Raw genomic sequence first — 15,957 nt, 5'->3', positions numbered from 1 at the left:
TGCCGTCCTTCTTCGTCGCCCATGCCCCGCCCTCCACCGGATGCCGGACGAGGGGATGCGGGTGACGCCCCTGTGCGAGGTCGCCTTCGGTGAACCGCCGGGCCGGGCGGCGGCGGGGCGGGATGCGTCCCGACTCCCGGCGGAGCCGCACCGCACAGCGGATCCGGCGGCGGGGAGCGGCTCCGGTTCGTGGGGGCCGCGACGCGGCGGATCGCGCGCGGGATCGATCTCGACGAGATCGTCCTCGGGCTGTGCCGCGCCACCGTGCCCACCTTCGCCGACGCGATCCTCGTCTACCTGCGCGACCCGCTGCCCGTCGGCGACGAACGGCCCGTCGGCCCCGTCGTGCTGCGGCTGCGCCGCACCGACCGGCTGCCGGAGTACGTGCGGACGGACGGCGAGGAGACCGGCGGCCCTTCGGGCGAACAGCCCGATCCGGGGCCGGCGCTCGCCGAGACCGCGGCCGAGCGCTGCGAGGTGCGGATAGGCGGGCCGCTCGCGGAAGTGCTGCGCGGGGTCAGACCCGTCTTCGGGGACTCGCCGGCCGCGCGGGCGGCCCTGCCCGAGCTGCTCGGCGAGGGGCGGCAGGTACCGGAGGCGCACCGCACGGTCCTCGCGCCGCTGCGCGGGCGGCGCAGAGTGATCGGCGCAGCCGTGTTCGTCCGCCGTGCCGACCGGACCCCGTTCGAGAGCGACGATCTGCTCGTCGCCGCCCAACTGGCCACCCACACCGCCCTCGGCGTGGACAAGGCCGTGCTCTACGGCCGCGAGGTCTACATCGCCGACGAGCTGCAGCGCACCATGCTGCCCGACTCCCTCCCCCAGCCCACGGGCGTCCGGCTGGCCAGCCGCTACCTGCCGGCCGCCGAGACCGCCCGGGTCGGCGGCGACTGGTACGACGCGATCCCGCTGCCGGGCAACCGGGTCGCCCTGGTGGTCGGCGACGTCATGGGGCACTCCATGACCTCCGCCGCGATCATGGGCCAGCTGCGCACCACCGCACAGACCCTGGCCGGCCTGGACCTGCCGCCGCAGGAGGTGCTGCACCACCTCGACGAGCAGGCGCAGCGCCTCGGCAGCGACCGCATGGCCACCTGCCTCTACGCGGTCTACGACCCGGTCGCGCACCGCATCGTCATCGCCAACGCCGGCCATCCGCCGCCGATCATGCTGCATCGCGGCGGCCGTGCCGAGGTGCTGCGCGTCCCGCCGGGCGCGCCCATCGGCGTGGGCGGCGTGGACTTCGAGGCGGTGGAGCTGGACGCGCCGGCCGGTGCGACCCTCCTCCTCTACACCGACGGCCTGGTCGAGTCCCGGATCCGGGACGTGTGGACCGGCATCGAGCAGCTCCGCGAGCGGCTGATCGACACCGCCCGGCTCACCGGCCCCAACCCGCCGCCCCTGGAGCCGCTGTGCGACGAGGTGCTCGGCATGCTCGGCCCGGGCGACCGGGACGACGACATCGCCCTGCTCGCCGCCCGCTTCGAGGGCATCGCACCCAGCGACGTCGCGTACTGGTTCCTCGACCCGCGCCCGCAGACCGCCCGCCAGGCCCGCCGCCTGGCCCGCCGGGCGCTCACCCGCTGGGGCCTGGAGGAGCTCACGGACAGCGTGGAACTGCTGGTCAGCGAGGTGATCACCAATGCGGTGCGGTACGCGGAGCGCCCGATAACACTGCGCCTGCTGCGGACGGACGTGCTGCGCTGCGAGGTCGGCGACGACGTGCCGCAGCTGCCGCGGCTGCGCCGGGCCCGGCCCTCGGACGAGGGCGGGCGCGGGCTGTACCTGGTGAACAGGCTGGCCAGGCGGTGGGGGGCGACCCGGCTGAGCACGGGCAAGGTGGTGTGGTTCGAGCTGGCGCTGCCGACTCACGTGCACTGAGATCCGCGCCGAAACCTGCTGCGCCTTCCGTTCCCTCGTACGAGGTGAAATTCTGGACAGTGTCCAGCCCCCTGTTGCCGACACTCTGTCGGCGGGGTTCACTGGCTCGGGTGGAGGGCGGCATCACGACGTCCTCACCCAACCCGTTCCGGGAGGCGTCTCCAGACATGACCGACTCGGCGCAGAGCACTCCGTACACCACGAACAACGCCGGTGTCCCGGTGGAAAGCGACGAGCACTCGCTCACCATCGGCGACACGGGCCCCATCCTGCTTCAGGATCACTACTTGATCGAGAAGATGGCCCAGTTCAACCGTGAACGGGTCCCCGAACGGGTGGTGCACGCCAAGGGCAGCGGCGCGTACGGCACCTTCCAGGTGACCAACGACGTCAGCCAGTTCACCAAGGCCGACCTCTTCCAGCCCGGCCGGCGCACGGAGATGCTGGCCCGCTTCTCCACGGTGGCCGGCGAGCAGGGCTCCCCGGACACCTGGCGCGACCCCCGCGGCTTCGCCCTCAAGTTCTACACGCAGCACGGCAACTACGACCTTGTAGGCAACAACACCCCGATCTTCTTCGTCCGCGACCCGCAGAAGTTCCAGGACTTCATCCGCTCGCAGAAGCGCCGCCCCGACAACGGCCTGCGCGACAACGACATGCAGTGGGACTTCTGGACGCTCTCCCCCGAGACCGCCCACATGGTCACCTGGCTGATGGGCGACCGCGGCATCCCGAAGAGCTGGCGCCACATGAACGGCTACGGCTCGCACACCTATATGTGGGTCAACGGCGCCGGCGAGAAGTTCTGGATCAAGTACCACATCAAGACCGACCAGGGCATCGACTTCCTCACCCAGGCCGACGCCGACCGCATCGCCGGCGAGGACGGCGACTACCACCGCCGCGACCTGTCCCAGGCGATCGCGAGCGGCAACGCCCCGTCGTGGACGATGTACGTCCAGGTCATGCCCTTCGCCGACGCCCCGGACTACCAGTTCAACCCCTTCGACCTCACCAAGGTGTGGCCGCACGGCGACTACCCCCTGATCGAGGTCGGCCGCATGACCCTCGACCGCAACCCCGAGGACTTCTTCGTCCACATCGAGCAAGCAGCCTTCGAACCGTCCAACCTCGTCCCCGGCATCGGCCCCTCGCCGGACAAGATGCTGCTGGGCCGGCTCTTCTCCTACCCGGACACCCACCGGTACCGGATCGGCCCCAACTACGCCCAGCTGCCGCCCAACCGGGCGCACTCGACGGTCAACTCCTACGCCAAGGACGGCCCGATGCGCTACGAGCCGGCCAACACGGGCCGCCCGTACGCCCCCAACTCCTACGGCGGCCCGGCCGCCGACACCGCCCGCTTCGGCGAAATCGCGGGCTGGGAGGCCTCCGGCGAGATGGTGCGCGAGGCGTACAAGCTCCACCGCGAGGACGACGACTGGGGCCAGGCGGGCACGATGGTCCGCAAGGTCCTGGACGACGCGGCCCGCGAACGCCTGGTCTCCAACGTCGCCGGCCACCTCAAGGGCGGCGTCACCCCGCCGGTCCTGGAGCGCGCGCTGCAGTACTGGCGCAACATCGACAAGAAGCTGGGCGACCAGATCGCGACGCGGGTCAACGGGGCCTGACCGCCGGTCCGTACAACGGCGACGGCCGCCGCCCTCCCCTTCGGGAGGACGGCGGCCGTCGCCGTTGTGCGTGCTGCGGTGCCTCAGCCGTTCCGGTTGGGCTTGTTGCCCGTGTCGCCGGTGTCACCGCCGGCCGGCGTCGTCGGGTTCACCGGGGACGGCGGCGGGGACGGCGGGACGGGCGGGGTGTGGCGCGAGGGGTTCGGGCCCGGCTCCTGCGACTGGGAGTGCGAGGGAGACGGGGTCTGGCCGCTCGGCGACGGCTTCGTCGACGGGGCGCGGGACGGGCCCACGGACGGGCTCGGCACCACGGACGGGGCCGGGGGCGCCACCGGGGCGGACGGCTCGTCGGTCTCCAGGTCGAACTTGGCGTCGGAGTCGTCGTCGAACGCGCTCGAGTTGTACGCGGCCCAGATCTTGGCCGGGTACGCACCACCGTTCACACGGCCACCGCCACCGGTGCCCTGGAGGGTGACCTGCTTGCCGCCCGCACCCTCACCGAACATGCCGACCGAGGTGATGAGGTCCGGTGTGTAACCGGTGAACCAGGCCGACTTGTTGTCGTCGGAGGTGCCGGTCTTGCCCGCCACCTGGTACTGGGAGCTCTGCACCGCGATACCGGTGCCTCCCTCGCCTTCGATCACGCCCTGCAGGACGTGGGTGAGGCCGTCGGCAGTGTTGCGGTCGAGGACACGCTCCTTGCCCGCCGCGTCGGGGAGCTTGAACTCCTGGCCGCCGCGGGAGGCCGACTTGATGATGCTCGGCGTGATCTTCATACCGTGGTTGTCGAGCGTCGCATAGGCGCCCGCCATGTCCATCGGGCTCGCGCCCATGGAGCCCAGCGCCATGGACGGGTTGGCGTCGAAGCCGACGCCGTCACCCTTCATGCCCATGTCGACGGCGGTCTTCTTGACCTTGTCCAGGCCCACGTCGACGGCCATCTGCGCGAAGACGGTGTTGACCGAGCGGTTCATCGCCTCCTGGACGGAGACCGCCGGGTTGGAGTACTGGTCCTCGTTCTCCGGACCGTAGCCGTCACCGCCCGGACCCACGACCGTCCGCTTGTTGGTGCCGTCGTAGATCGTGGCCGGCGTGATCTTCTTGCCGTCCTGCGTCGTCGACCCGTGCTCCAGGGCCGAGGCCAGGATCAGCGGCTTGAAGGTGGACGCCGGCTGGAAGTCCCGGCGCGTGGCGTTGCTGATCTGGTGCTGCACGAAGTCCTGACCGCCGTACAGAGCAACGATCTTGCCGGTCTTGCGGTCCACGGACACCGAGCCGACCTGGGCATGGCCGTCGACCTCGCGGGCCTTGGGGTCCAGGTCGTCCAGAAGCTTGTCCTTGACGGCCTTCTCCAGCTCCGCCTGCTTCTTCGGGTCGATGCTGAGCGTGACCGTCCAGCCGCCCGCGGCGAAGTCCTGCTCGGCGTCCTTCTGGCTGCGGCCTTCCTTGACCAGGTCGCGGATGATCTCCTGCTTGGCCGCCTCGACCAGGTAGCCGTTCTGGCCCTTGAGACCCTCGGAGGCCTTGGGGGTGCCCGGCTGCTCGAACTGCATCTTGGCGCGGTCGGCGGCGGACAGCCACTTCTGCTCGACCATTTTGTCGAGCACGTAGTTCCAGCGGGCCGTGGCGTTGCGCTTGCCGGCGTCGGTGGCCTGCGCCCAGTCGTACTGGCTCGGCGCCTGGAGCAGGGCGGCGAGGTACGCGCCCTCCTGCAGGTTCAGCTTGTCGACGTCCTTGTTGTAGTACGCACGCGAGGCGGCCTGGATGCCGTAGGCGCCGCGGCCGTAGTAGCTGGTGTTGAGGTAGCCCTCAAGGATCTGGTCCTTGCTGAACTTGTCCTGGACCTTGAGGGAGATGAACATCTCCTTCACCTTGCGGGTGACGGTCTGCCGCTGGTCCAGGTAGTAGTTCTTGACGTACTGCTGGGTGATCGTCGAACCACCCTGCTTGCCGCGGCCCATCAGCGTGTTGACGATGCCGCGCGCCGTGCCCTGGATGTCGACTCCGGGGTCGGTGTAGAAGTTCTTGTTCTCGGCGGCGACGACAGCCTGCTGAATGTTCTTGGGGATCTTCGAGAGCGGGACTTCCTCGCGGTTGACCTCGCCGATCCGTGCGATCGTCTTGCCGTCGCTCGACTTGTAGATGTTGCTCTGCAGCTTGGCCGCCGCATTGCCGTTACCGGGCACGTCCACATAGAGGTAGAGCGCCACGAAGGAGCCCACACCGAGGGCTATCAGTGCTCCGACGTAGGCGAGCAGCATCTTCCAGGTGAAGAAGCGGCGTATGCCCGTCTTCCTGGGCTTCCCGCCACCCCTGCCGGGGCGACTGCCCTTCTTCTGCGCGCGTCGCGCGTCCGCTCGGCCCATCTCTCCCGTCGCTCCAGTCCGTCCGCCCCCAACCCAGCTCATGAAGCTAACACCGCATCTGCCACCAAACGCCCATCCGTCATGGCAATGACGGACGTGACATATAGCACCCCGGGCGGCGGAACCCGGAACGGCGTACTAGCGGCAAACCGTACAGGGCCTTAATGTGCTATCACTTTGCTAGACACCTGGAGAGCGTGCGGCCGACCACCGCACGCCGACGAAGCGGGGGTACGTCCATGTCGGACACCACGGCAAAGATCAACATCAAGGAAGTTCCGGCCCGGGACATCGGGGGCGGTCTCGCCCTGCTGCTGGGACTGTTCGGGCTGCTCCTCGGCGTGGGCGGCGTCATCGTCGGCGCGGGCTTCGGCGCCGACGGGAACAAGGGGGCCGCGGCCGCGTTCATCGTCTGCGGCATCGTCGTCGGCCTGGCCGCGATCATCGCGATGTCCGGGCTGAACACCGTCGCCCCGGGCGAGGCCCGCGTCGTCCAGCTCTTCGGCCGCTACCGGGGCACCATCCGCACCGAAGGCCTGCGCTGGGTGAACCCGTTCACCAGCCGCTCGAAGATCTCCACCCGGGTGCGCAACCACGAGACGGCCGTACTGAAGGTGAACGACGCCTACGGCAACCCGATCGAGCTCGCGGCGGTCGTCGTCTGGCAGGTCGAGGACACCGCGCAGGCCGTGTTCGCGGTGGACGACTTCCAGGAGTTCGTCTCCGTCCAGACCGAGGCCGCCGTGCGGCACATCGCCATCGAGTACCCCTATGACGCGCACGAGGAGGACGCGCTCTCGCTGCGCGGCAACGCCGAGGAAATCACCGAGAAGCTCGCGGTCGAGCTGTACGCCCGCGTCGAGACCGCCGGCGTCCACATCATCGAGTCCCGCTTCACGCACCTCGCCTACGCCCCCGAGATCGCCTCGGCGATGCTCCAGCGCCAGCAGGCGGGCGCGATCGTCGCCGCCCGCCAGCAGATCGTCGAGGGCGCGGTCGGCATGGTCGAGCAGGCGCTGGCCCGGATCAGCGAGCAGGGCATCGTCGAGCTGGACGAGGAACGGAAGGCGGCCATGGTCAGCAACCTGATGGTGGTGCTGTGCGGCGACCGGGCCGCACAGCCCGTCCTCAACACCGGCACGCTCTACCAGTGACGGAGGAGCAGCCCGGATCCGGGAAGCCGCGGCAGCGCAAGCAGGTGCTGCTGCGGCTCGACCCTGCGGTCCACGATGCGTTGGCCCGGTGGGCCGGTGAGGAACTGCGCAGCGCCAACGCGCAGATCGAGTTCTTGTTGCGCAAGGCCTTGGCCGAGGCCGGGCGGCTCCCCAAGGAAGCCGGTGCGATGCGCAAGCGCGGGCGGCCGCCCAAGTCGGCCGACGGTACCTAGGTCTTGGGTTGCTCGCGCCGTTCCCCGCGCCCCTATCGGGCGCTATACACCCCATGTATACACGCCATGTACTGTGTCCCACATGTCCATAGGTCACACCCTCCTCGCCCTCCTGGAGTCCGGCCCGCGGCACGGTTACGACCTCAAGCGGACCTTCGACGAGCACTTCGGCCACGACCGGCCGCTGCACTACGGGCAGGTCTACGCGACCATGTCCCGGCTGCTGAAGAACGGTCTCGTCGAGGTCGACGGCATCGAGCACGGCGGAGGGCCGGACCGCAAGCGCTACGCGATCACCGACGCCGGCATCACCGACGTCGCCCAGTGGCTGGCGCAGCCGGAGAAGCCCGAGCCCTACCTCCAGTCGACCCTCTACACCAAGGTCGTCCTCGCCCTGCTCACCGGCCGCGACGCCGGCGACCTGCTGGACGCCCAGCGCTCGGAGCACCTGCGCCTCATGCGCGACCTCACCCAGCGCAAGCGCGACGGCGACCTCGCCGACCAGCTCATCTGCGACCACGCGCTCTTCCATCTCGAAGCCGACCTGCGATGGCTGGAACTGACCGCGGCCCGGCTCGACCAGCTCGCGAAGGCGGTGCGCGCATGACCCCCGACGGCTCCCTGATATCCGCCGCCGGCCTGCGCAAGGCCTACGGACCCACCACCGCCCTGGACGGTGCGGACTTCTCCATCCACGCCGGCGAGGTCGTCGCCGTCATGGGCCCCTCCGGCTCCGGCAAGTCCACCCTCCTGCACTGCCTGGCCGGCATCGTGCGCCCCGACGCGGGCACCGTCCACTACGACGGGCGCGACCTGGCCGCCATGTCCGACGGCGAGCGCAGCGCCCTGCGCCGCCGCGAGTTCGGCTTCGTCTTCCAGTTCGGCCAGCTCGTCCCCGAGCTGACCTGCCTGGAGAACGCCGCCCTGCCGCTGCGCCTGACCGGCCACAAGCGCAAGGACGCCGAGGCCCGCGCCCTGCGGTGGCTGGAGCGCCTGGAGGTCGCCGACGTGCGCCACCACCGCCCCGGCCAGGTCTCCGGCGGCCAGGGCCAGCGCGTCGCGGTCGCCCGTGCGCTGGTCGGCGAGCCCCGCGTCGTCTTCGCCGACGAACCCACGGGCGCGCTCGACTCCCTCAACGGCGAGCGCGTCATGCAGCTGCTCACCGACTCCGCCCGCGAGACGCATGCCGCCGTCGTCCTCGTCACCCACGAGGCGCGCGTGGCCGCGTACTCCGACCGCGAGGTCGTCGTCCGTGACGGCACCGCACGCGACATGGCGGGGATGTATGACGCCGCCTGACCACAAGCCCGAGCGTCACGAGCCCGAGCGTCCCTCCGGGCCGACCGGCGTGGCGGCCTGGGCCCGCGACCTGGCCATGGGCATCCGGTTCGCCGTCACCGGCGGCCGCGAGGCCTGGCTGCGCACCGCGCTGACCGCGGTCGGCGTGGGGCTCGGCGTGGCCCTGCTGATGATCGCGGCGTCCGTGCCGCACATGATGTCCGAGCGCCACCAGCGCAGCGCCGCCCGCGCGGTCGACAGCCCCTCGGTGTTCTTCGACAACCGGCCCGCGCACGAACTGAAGCCCGGCAGCGGCACGTTCCTCTACAAGACCGCGGGCACCGACTACCACGACAAGCCCGTCCAGGGTGCGGTGCTGCAGGCCGACGGGCCCGAGGCCCCTGCCCCTCCGGGTGTGAAGGCCATGCCCCGGCCCGGCGAGATGGTGGTCTCCCCCGCGCTCGACGAGCTGTTGCGCTCGGACGACGGGAAGCTGCTGCGCGAGCGGTTCGAGGGCTACCGGACCGTCGGCACCATCGCCCCCTCGGGACTCATCGGCCCCAGCGAGCTCTTCTACTACGCGGGCAGCGACAAGCTGGCGCCGGGCCACGGGACCACTCGCGTCGACAGCTACGGCTACGAGGAACCGGACATCCCTCTGGACGCCGCGATCGTCCTGCTCGTGATCGTCGTGTGTGTCGTGCTGCTCATGCCGATCGGCGTCTTCATCGTCACCGCCGTGCGCTTCGGCGGCGAGCGGCGCGATCAACGGCTCGCCGCGCTGCGGCTCGTGGGCGCCGACGCGCGGATGACCCGGCGCGTCGCGGCGGGCGAGGCACTGGCCGGCGCGCTGTTCGGGCTGTCGGTCGGTGCCGGACTCTTCCTGTTCCTGCGGGAGTTCGCGACGTACCTCACGATCCGGGACAGCAGCGTCTTCCCCTCCGACATCGTCCCCGAGCCCTGGATCGCGGCGACGATCGCCGTGGCCGTGCCCGTGTGCGCCGTGGTCGTCACGCTGGTCACGCTGCGCCGCGTCGCCATCGAGCCGCTGGGCATCGTGCGCAACACGGCCGCCCGGCGCCGCCGACTGTGGTGGCGGCTGCTGATCCCCGCGGCGGGCGTCGCCCTGCTGCTGCCGCTGTTCCGCAAGGCCTCCGGCTATGCGGAGCACTCGGTACCGCTCGACACGTACCAGATCGCCGCCGGTGCGGCCCTGCTGCTGATCGGTGTGACGACGCTGCTGCCCTGGGTGGTGGAGATCTGCGTGTCCCGCTTCCGCGGCGGCCCGCTGCCCTGGCAACTGGCCTCCCGGCAGCTGCAGTTCAACAGCGGCCCGGCGGCGCGTGCAGTCAGCGGCATCACGGTGGCCGTGGCCGGGGCGATCGCGGTGCAGATGCTCTTCGCCGGAGTGCAGAACGACTACCTGAAGTCCGACGGCCACGATCCGGGCAACTTCCAGATACGGGCCTCGTACCGCCCCGGCACGGCCGAGGAGACCAGCGCCTGGACCGAACGGTTCCGCGCCACCAAGGGCGTGGAGGCGGTGAGCGGTTACGTGGAGCGCTACGCCGAGAAGCCGGGCGACACCAACGCGGTCACCTCGATCCATGTCGGGGACTGCGCCACGCTGCAGCGGATGGCGCACATCGACTCCTGCCGCGACGGCGACGTCTTCGTGGCCCAGGAGCCGGGCGGCAACGTCGACACGGAGCACCGCTTCGCGCCCGGCACCCGGCTGACGACGAAGGAGTGGAGCGCCCCGTCCGGGCAGAAGGCGCGCCAGTACGACTGGACGGTCCCCGCCTCGGCCCGTGTGGTGACGACGCGGCCGGATCCGGCCGGCGATCATCCCTTCGGCATCCTGGCCACGCCCTCGGCCATCGACGTCGCGAAGATCCCGGATGCGACGACGACGTTCGTGGCGCAGGTGAAGAAGGGCGACCTGGACGCGATCGAGCAGTTCCGCAACACGGCGGCCCACATCGACCCGTCGATGCGGGTGTGGCGCATGGGCGGCGTGGTGAAGGACAACCACTACGCGACGGTCGAGAAGGGCCTGCTCATCGGCGCGGTGGCGACGCTCGCCCTGATCGCGGCCAGCATGGCCGTGACGACGGCCGAGCAACTGCGTGAGCGCAAGCGGCTGTTGTCGGTGCTCGTCGCGTTCGGCACGCGGCGCTCGACGCTGGGCTGGTCGGTGCTGTGGCAGACGGTCGTGCCGGTGGTACTCGGCATGGTTCTGGCGGTGGCCGGCGGGCTCGGCATGGGCTGGGCCATGCTGCGCCTGCTGCACAAGAGCGTCCAGGACTGGTGGTCCTTCGCACCGGTGGCCGGCACGGGGGCGGCGGTGATCCTGGCGGTGACGGTGCTGGGGCTGGTACCGCTGTGGCGCATGATGCGGGCGGACGGCTTGCGGTCGGAGTGAGCCGGGAGGGTGGGGCCCCGGCCCCACCCTTGCAGCCCGCCCGGTCACCCCACGATCCGCACCGGCAACGCCGCGAGCGCCTCCCGCAACGCACTCGCAAACTCCTCGAACTCCGCCTGCCGCGCCGCCCCCACCCGCATCGCCAACGCAATCCGCCGCGACGGCGCCGGGTCCGCGAAGCAGCCCGTCGCCAGCTGGTCGTTGCGTCCCGTCTCCACGCGGAGCGCCGTCCGCGGCAGCAGCGTCGTCCCGAGGCCCCCGCCCACCAACTGCACCAGCGTCGACAGCCCGGCGGCACTGGTCGTGGCCAGTGCACCCTCCGTCCGGCCCGCCTCCCGGCACACGTCGAGCGCCTGGTCGCGCAGACAGTGCCCCTCGTCCAGGAGCAGCAGGTCCAGCTCGCGCAGGGCACTGCGCGGGATGTCCTCGCGCCCGGCCAGCCAGTGGTCGTTCGGCATGACGAGCACGAAGTCCTCGTCGAAGAGGGGGAGTTCGACGACGCCCGGCGCACCCAGCGGGACCGCGAGCAGCAGCAGGTCCAGCCGGCCCTGTGTCAGGCCGTCCAGCAGCGACGCCGTCTGCTCCTCGTGGACCTGGAGGTCGAGGTCGGGGTAGCGGTCGTGCACCAGCCGCAGCACCGTCGGCAGCAGGTACGGCGCCACCGTCGGGATCACCCCGAGCCGCAGCACGCCCGTGAAGGGCGCCCGCGCCGCGTCCGCCTCCTCCATGAACGAGCCCACCGCGTCGAGGACCGTGCGCGCCCGCGCCGCCAGCCGCTCACCCGCGGGACTGAGCAGCACCTTCCTCGTCGTACGCTCGAGAAGCTGAATCCCCAGGGATTCCTCCAGCGCCGAGACCGCCCCCGAGAGCGCCGGCTGGCTCATGCCGATCGCCGTCGCCGCATCGCGGAAGTGCAGGTGCTCGGCGACCGCGACGAACGCCCGCAGCTGCGCCAGGCTCGGCTGCCGGGGGCGCGCCGGAGCGACCTTCGCCTGCCCGGCACCTATGTCCACCACCACTGATAACCGCCTCCGATCAACACGACCCAGTCTAGCTATTTCCGCTATCAATGCCTCCTGTGGCACTGTGGGAGCCGTCCAACCCGCAGGAAACTTCTCACCCAGGGGTTTCCTCCGCTGCAAGGAGAGCGCGTGCTCACTGTCGGTGACAAGTTCCCCGAGTTCGACCTGACCGCCTGCGTCTCGCTCGAGAGCGGCAAGGAGTTCGAGCAGATCGACCACAAGTCCCACGAGGGCAAGTGGAAGGTCGTCTTCTTCTGGCCGAAGGACTTCACCTTCGTGTGCCCGACCGAGATCGCCGCGTTCGGCCAGCTGAACGACGAGTTCGCCGACCGTGACGCCCAGATCCTCGGTGTCTCCGGCGACTCCGAGTTCGTCCACCACGCCTGGCGCAAGGACCACAAGGACCTGCGCGACCTGCCCTTCCCGATGCTGGCCGACGCCAAGCACGAGCTGATGCAGGCCTGCGGCGTCGAGGGTGAGGACGGCTACGCCCAGCGCGCCGTCTTCGTCGTGGACCCCAACAACGAGATCCAGTTCGTCATGGTGACCGCCGGCTCCGTCGGCCGTAACCCCAAGGAGGTCCTGCGGGTCCTCGACGCGCTGCAGACGGACGAGCTGTGCCCCTGCAACTGGAGCAAGGGCGAGGAGACCCTCGACGCCGCCTCCCTGCTCGCGGGCTGATCGCCATGGCGCTCGACGAGCTGAAGTCCGCCGTTCCGGACTACGCCAAGGACCTGAAGCTGAACCTCGGCTCGGTCATCGGCAACTCCGACCTGCCGCAGCAGCAGCTGTGGGGCACCGTCCTCGCCTGCGCGATCGCGACCCGTTCGCCGATCGTGCTGCGCGAGCTGGAGCCGCAGGCCAAGGAGAACCTGTCGCCGGAGGCGTACACCGCCGCCAAGGCCGCTGCCGCGATCATGGCGATGAACAACGTCTACTACCGCACCCGGCACCTGCTGTCGGACCCGGAGTACGGCAACCTGCGCGCCGGTCTGCGGATGAACGTCATCGGCAACCCGGGCGTGGAGAAGGTCGACTTCGAGCTGTGGTCGCTGGCCGTCTCCGCGATCAACGGCTGCGGCATGTGCCTCGACTCCCACGAGCAGGTGCTGCGCAAGGCCGGGGTCTCTCGCGAGACGATCCAGGAGGCGTTCAAGATCGCCTCTGTCCTGCAGGCCGTTGGTGCCACGCTGGACGCCGAAGCCGTTCTCACTGCGTGAGGCTTTGACGTAAAAGGGCCCCGCCGATTCGTCGGCGGGGCCCTTTCGTGCCCCGTAAGGGGCGCGGGGAACTGCGCGATCAGCCACGACGCGGCCGCAGTCGACGTCCCGGGGCTACGCCCCGGACCGCGAGGGCAGTGCGTCGGCTGCGGGCCGACGGTGGCTGATCGCGCAGTTCCCCGCGCCCCTGACGGGGCTACGGGGCGCCCCGGCCCTCCGCAGGGGGCGACGCCTTCGCGTACTCCCGCAGGTAGCCCACCACCGAGTTGATCACCGCCACCAGCGGGACCGCCACGACCGCGCCGCCGATGCCGGCGATCATCGAGCCGCAGGCGACGGAGAGGATCACCGCCAGCGGGTGGACGCGCACCGCGCGGCCGAGGATGAACGGCTGCAGCACGTGGCTCTCGATCTGCATCACCGCGAGGACGACCGCCAGCACCATCGCCGCCGTGAAGACGTCCTTGGTCACCAGCGCCACGATCACCGCCAGCGCACCGGAGGCCAGCGCGCCGACGAGCGGGATGAAGGCGAACAGGAAGATGAAGACGGCCAGCGGCACCGCCATCGGCACGTCGAGGAAGAACAGCCCCATGCCGATGAAGATCGCGTCGATCAGGGCCACTATCACCGTGCCCCGCACATACGCGGTCAGCGTGGCCCACGCCCGCGGGCCGGCGCCCGCGACGCCCTCGCGGGCGGCGCTCGGCACCAGCTTCAGCAGCCACTCCCAGATGCGCCGGCCGTCGTAGAGCAGGAACAGCGTGCTGAACATGGCCAGCAGGATGCCGGTCAGCACCTCGATGATGACCTGGACGCCCTCTATGCCCGCCGAGGTGATGTCCTTGGTGTTGGTGCCGATCGCCTGGCTGAGGTTGTCGGCGATGTTGTTGATCTGCGTCTGGGTGACGTGGAACGGGCTGTTGAGCAGCCAGCGCTTGAGTTCCTTGATGCCGTGCTGGACCTGTGTGGTCAGGTCGTCCAGGTGGTCCGTCACCTGCCACACCACGAACCAGCCGACCAGGCCCATCACGATGAAGCCGGAGATGAAGGTCATCGCCGTGGCGAGGCCGCGCGGCACGCCGTGCGCCTTGAGCCAGGCGACGGTGGGCTGCAGCAGCGCCGTGATCAGCAGGCCCACGACGAAGGCCAGTACCACCAGCTGGACCGCGCTGATCACCTGCATCAGCACCCACAGCGTGCCCGCCAGGAGCAGCAGCCGCCAGCTGGCCTCGGCGGCGACGCGTATGCCCCACGGCACCGCGGCCACCGGGTCCGGCCGCGACGGCACGGCCGGCGCATAACTGGGCGGCGGGGGCACGTGCTCGGCCGCCTGCTCGGCGGCCGGTTCCGGTTCCGGCTCGACGACGGCCGGTTCGGGAGCCGCGGCAGGGACCGCGGCCGGGGCAGGGGCGGGCGCCGGCTCGGCGACGGCGGCCTTGCGCTCGTCGAGTTTCTCGGCGAGCCGCGTCAGGCCCGCTCCCAAGCCGCCGACCCACTGTGGCAATCTGGACATTTCTCTTCCTCTACCCCACTCCCCCGTGGCCATCCGACCCGACGTTACCGGGCCACCGCTCCGCGGCCGAAACGATCCGTCGATGAAGACACCACAGGCCCCCGACCTGGTTGAGGTCGAGGGCCCGGAAAAGTGGGACCGAGGTCTAGTACCAGCCGTTGGCCTGGTGGAACGTCCACGCGGAGCAGGGGCTGCCGTAGCGCTCGTTCATGTAGCTGAGGCCCCACTTGATCTGGGTGGCCGGGTTGGTGCGCCAGTCGTCGCCGGCGGACGACATCTTGGCGCCGGGCAGGGCCTGGACCAGACCGTAGGCGCCGGAGGAGGAGTTGACGGCCGTGTAGTTCCAGGTGCTCTCTTCGTTCACGATGTTGCTGAAGCACTGGAACTGGTCGCCGGGGACCATCTGCCGGGCGATGGCCTGGACGTCGGAGACGGAGTAGGAGCTCTTGGCCGCGAAGTCCGAGGCGTCGCGCGTCGCGGAGCGGCTGGCGACCTGGTCGCTCTCGCGCTCCTTGGCGGCCTTCTCCTCGGCCTCCTTCTTCGCCGCGTCGTCGGCCGCCTGCTTCTTCGCGGTGGCGTCCTCGGCGGCCTGCTTGCGCGCGGCCTCCTCGACGTCCTTCTTCGCTGCGGTGTCGGCGGCGTCGGCCTGGGTGTCGGCCTGCTGCGTCAGGGAAGCGGTCTGCGCCTGGACGTTCTGTCCGACGGGGATTTCCGCGAGGAGCGTGGTGTCCGCTGCGGTGGCCTCGACACGGTCGGTCGTCGCGCCCTGATCGTTGCCCGCTGCGACGCCCACGACGGCGCCCACGGTGGTGACCGCGGTGGCGGATGCCACGGCGAATCCCCGGACCGAAATCCGGCTCACACGGTTTCCTTCCAGCAGCACCCGCACAGGTGACCTCGCGGGCGCAATCGTGCCCCTGGCGCTGGCCTCCGTCAGGCGCGACCCCCAAGAAGCAGGAGCCGGCTGGTCACTGGAGGCACGGACCCGGTGGGCCCTCCCGCGAAGGAGGTCCGCATGATGCTCGGGCGGCATACGGCGACGCTGTTCAGTTTGTGTTACACACCGCCCCCTGAGGGGCTCAAGTGCCGTATGCGGGGCCTGACAGGACTGAGACTCTGCCCGAACGACACGCCCGTAGGCAATTCATGGGTACGTGTGAAAGCTCACACCCCGTTTACTCCAGGGGTTTTGCGGAAAGTTCGGCACCCGGCAACAGCGCGCGGCTAAGCT

General features: G+C 70.4%; 12 protein-coding genes and 1 pseudogene. 9 read left to right on the top strand and 4 right to left on the bottom strand.

Features of this window, described 5'->3' with window-relative positions; genetic code table 11:
• Positions 1-168: 168 nt before the first annotated feature.
• A pseudogene (locus tag ACWD4B_RS28340) lies at positions 169-1,881 on the top strand (SpoIIE family protein phosphatase); the annotation flags it as partial.
• 167 nt (positions 1,882-2,048) lie between these two features.
• Positions 2,049-3,512 carry a catalase gene (locus tag ACWD4B_RS28335; protein WP_451423417.1) on the top strand — a complete coding sequence of 488 codons (1,464 nt, stop codon included), beginning with the start codon at positions 2,049-2,051 and terminating at the stop codon, positions 3,510-3,512.
• Positions 3,513-3,595: 83 nt separating this feature from the next.
• Here ACWD4B_RS28335 and ACWD4B_RS28330 read toward each other — a convergent pair whose 3' ends face one another.
• Positions 3,596-5,878: a transglycosylase domain-containing protein gene (locus tag ACWD4B_RS28330; RefSeq protein WP_451423416.1), complete on the bottom strand. Its 2,283-nt coding sequence runs from the start codon at positions 5,876-5,878 to the stop codon at positions 3,596-3,598.
• A gap of 239 nt (positions 5,879-6,117) precedes the next feature.
• Here ACWD4B_RS28330 and ACWD4B_RS28325 point away from each other — a divergent pair, with 239 nt between their 5' ends.
• The 5 genes from ACWD4B_RS28325 to ACWD4B_RS28305 all read left to right on the top strand — a co-directional run bounded on the left by ACWD4B_RS28325 (position 6,118) and on the right by ACWD4B_RS28305 (position 10,968).
• Complete coding sequence (locus ACWD4B_RS28325; RefSeq protein WP_451423415.1) at positions 6,118-7,032, top strand: SPFH domain-containing protein; 915 nt, start codon at positions 6,118-6,120, stop codon at positions 7,030-7,032.
• Positions 7,029-7,265, top strand: a complete 237-nt coding sequence (locus tag ACWD4B_RS28320) for a hypothetical protein (RefSeq protein ID WP_451423414.1) — start codon at positions 7,029-7,031, stop codon at positions 7,263-7,265. Before ACWD4B_RS28325 ends, ACWD4B_RS28320 begins: the two co-directional genes overlap by 4 nt.
• 82 nt (positions 7,266-7,347) lie before the next feature.
• Entirely contained in the window at positions 7,348-7,872 is a 525-nt protein-coding gene (locus tag ACWD4B_RS28315; protein WP_171079933.1) for a PadR family transcriptional regulator, read from the top strand.
• Positions 7,869-8,564, top strand: a complete 696-nt coding sequence (locus tag ACWD4B_RS28310) for an ABC transporter ATP-binding protein (RefSeq protein ID WP_336415436.1) — start codon at positions 7,869-7,871, stop codon at positions 8,562-8,564. The genes ACWD4B_RS28315 and ACWD4B_RS28310 overlap by 4 nt, the downstream gene beginning before the upstream one ends.
• Positions 8,551-10,968 carry an ABC transporter permease gene (locus ACWD4B_RS28305; RefSeq protein ID WP_451423413.1) on the top strand — a complete coding sequence of 806 codons (2,418 nt, stop codon included), beginning with the start codon at positions 8,551-8,553 and terminating at the stop codon, positions 10,966-10,968. The genes ACWD4B_RS28310 and ACWD4B_RS28305 overlap by 14 nt, the downstream gene beginning before the upstream one ends.
• Before the next feature lie 44 nt (positions 10,969-11,012).
• On the opposite strand, the gene ACWD4B_RS28300 is transcribed toward ACWD4B_RS28305, so the two are convergent.
• On the bottom strand, positions 11,013-11,987 hold the full coding sequence (locus tag ACWD4B_RS28300) for a LysR substrate-binding domain-containing protein (protein WP_451423412.1): 975 nt from the start codon (positions 11,985-11,987) through the stop codon (positions 11,013-11,015).
• A 132-nt stretch (positions 11,988-12,119) separates the two neighbouring features.
• On the opposite strand from ACWD4B_RS28300, the gene ACWD4B_RS28295 reads away from it, so the two are divergent.
• Together ACWD4B_RS28295 and ACWD4B_RS28290 are read left to right on the top strand one after the other, a co-directional pair.
• A complete protein-coding gene (locus ACWD4B_RS28295; protein WP_451423411.1) occupies positions 12,120-12,671 on the top strand; it encodes a peroxiredoxin in 552 nt (183 codons plus the stop codon).
• A gap of 5 nt (positions 12,672-12,676) precedes the next feature.
• Positions 12,677-13,210: an alkyl hydroperoxide reductase gene (locus tag ACWD4B_RS28290; RefSeq protein WP_336415431.1), complete on the top strand. Its 534-nt coding sequence runs from the start codon at positions 12,677-12,679 to the stop codon at positions 13,208-13,210.
• Between the two features lie 196 nt (positions 13,211-13,406).
• Here ACWD4B_RS28290 and ACWD4B_RS28285 read toward each other — a convergent pair whose 3' ends face one another.
• On the bottom strand, positions 13,407-14,726 hold the full coding sequence (locus tag ACWD4B_RS28285; protein WP_451423410.1) for an AI-2E family transporter: 1,320 nt from the start codon (positions 14,724-14,726) through the stop codon (positions 13,407-13,409).
• Positions 14,727-14,871: 145 nt separating this feature from the next.
• Entirely contained in the window at positions 14,872-15,588 is a 717-nt protein-coding gene (locus ACWD4B_RS28280) for an aggregation-promoting factor C-terminal-like domain-containing protein (protein WP_451423409.1), read from the bottom strand.
• Positions 15,589-15,957: the final 369 nt, after the last annotated feature.

The sequence above is a fragment of the Streptomyces sp. NPDC002536 genome (assembly GCF_053594995.1).
This window is presented reverse-complemented; position numbering and strand designations above follow the sequence as displayed.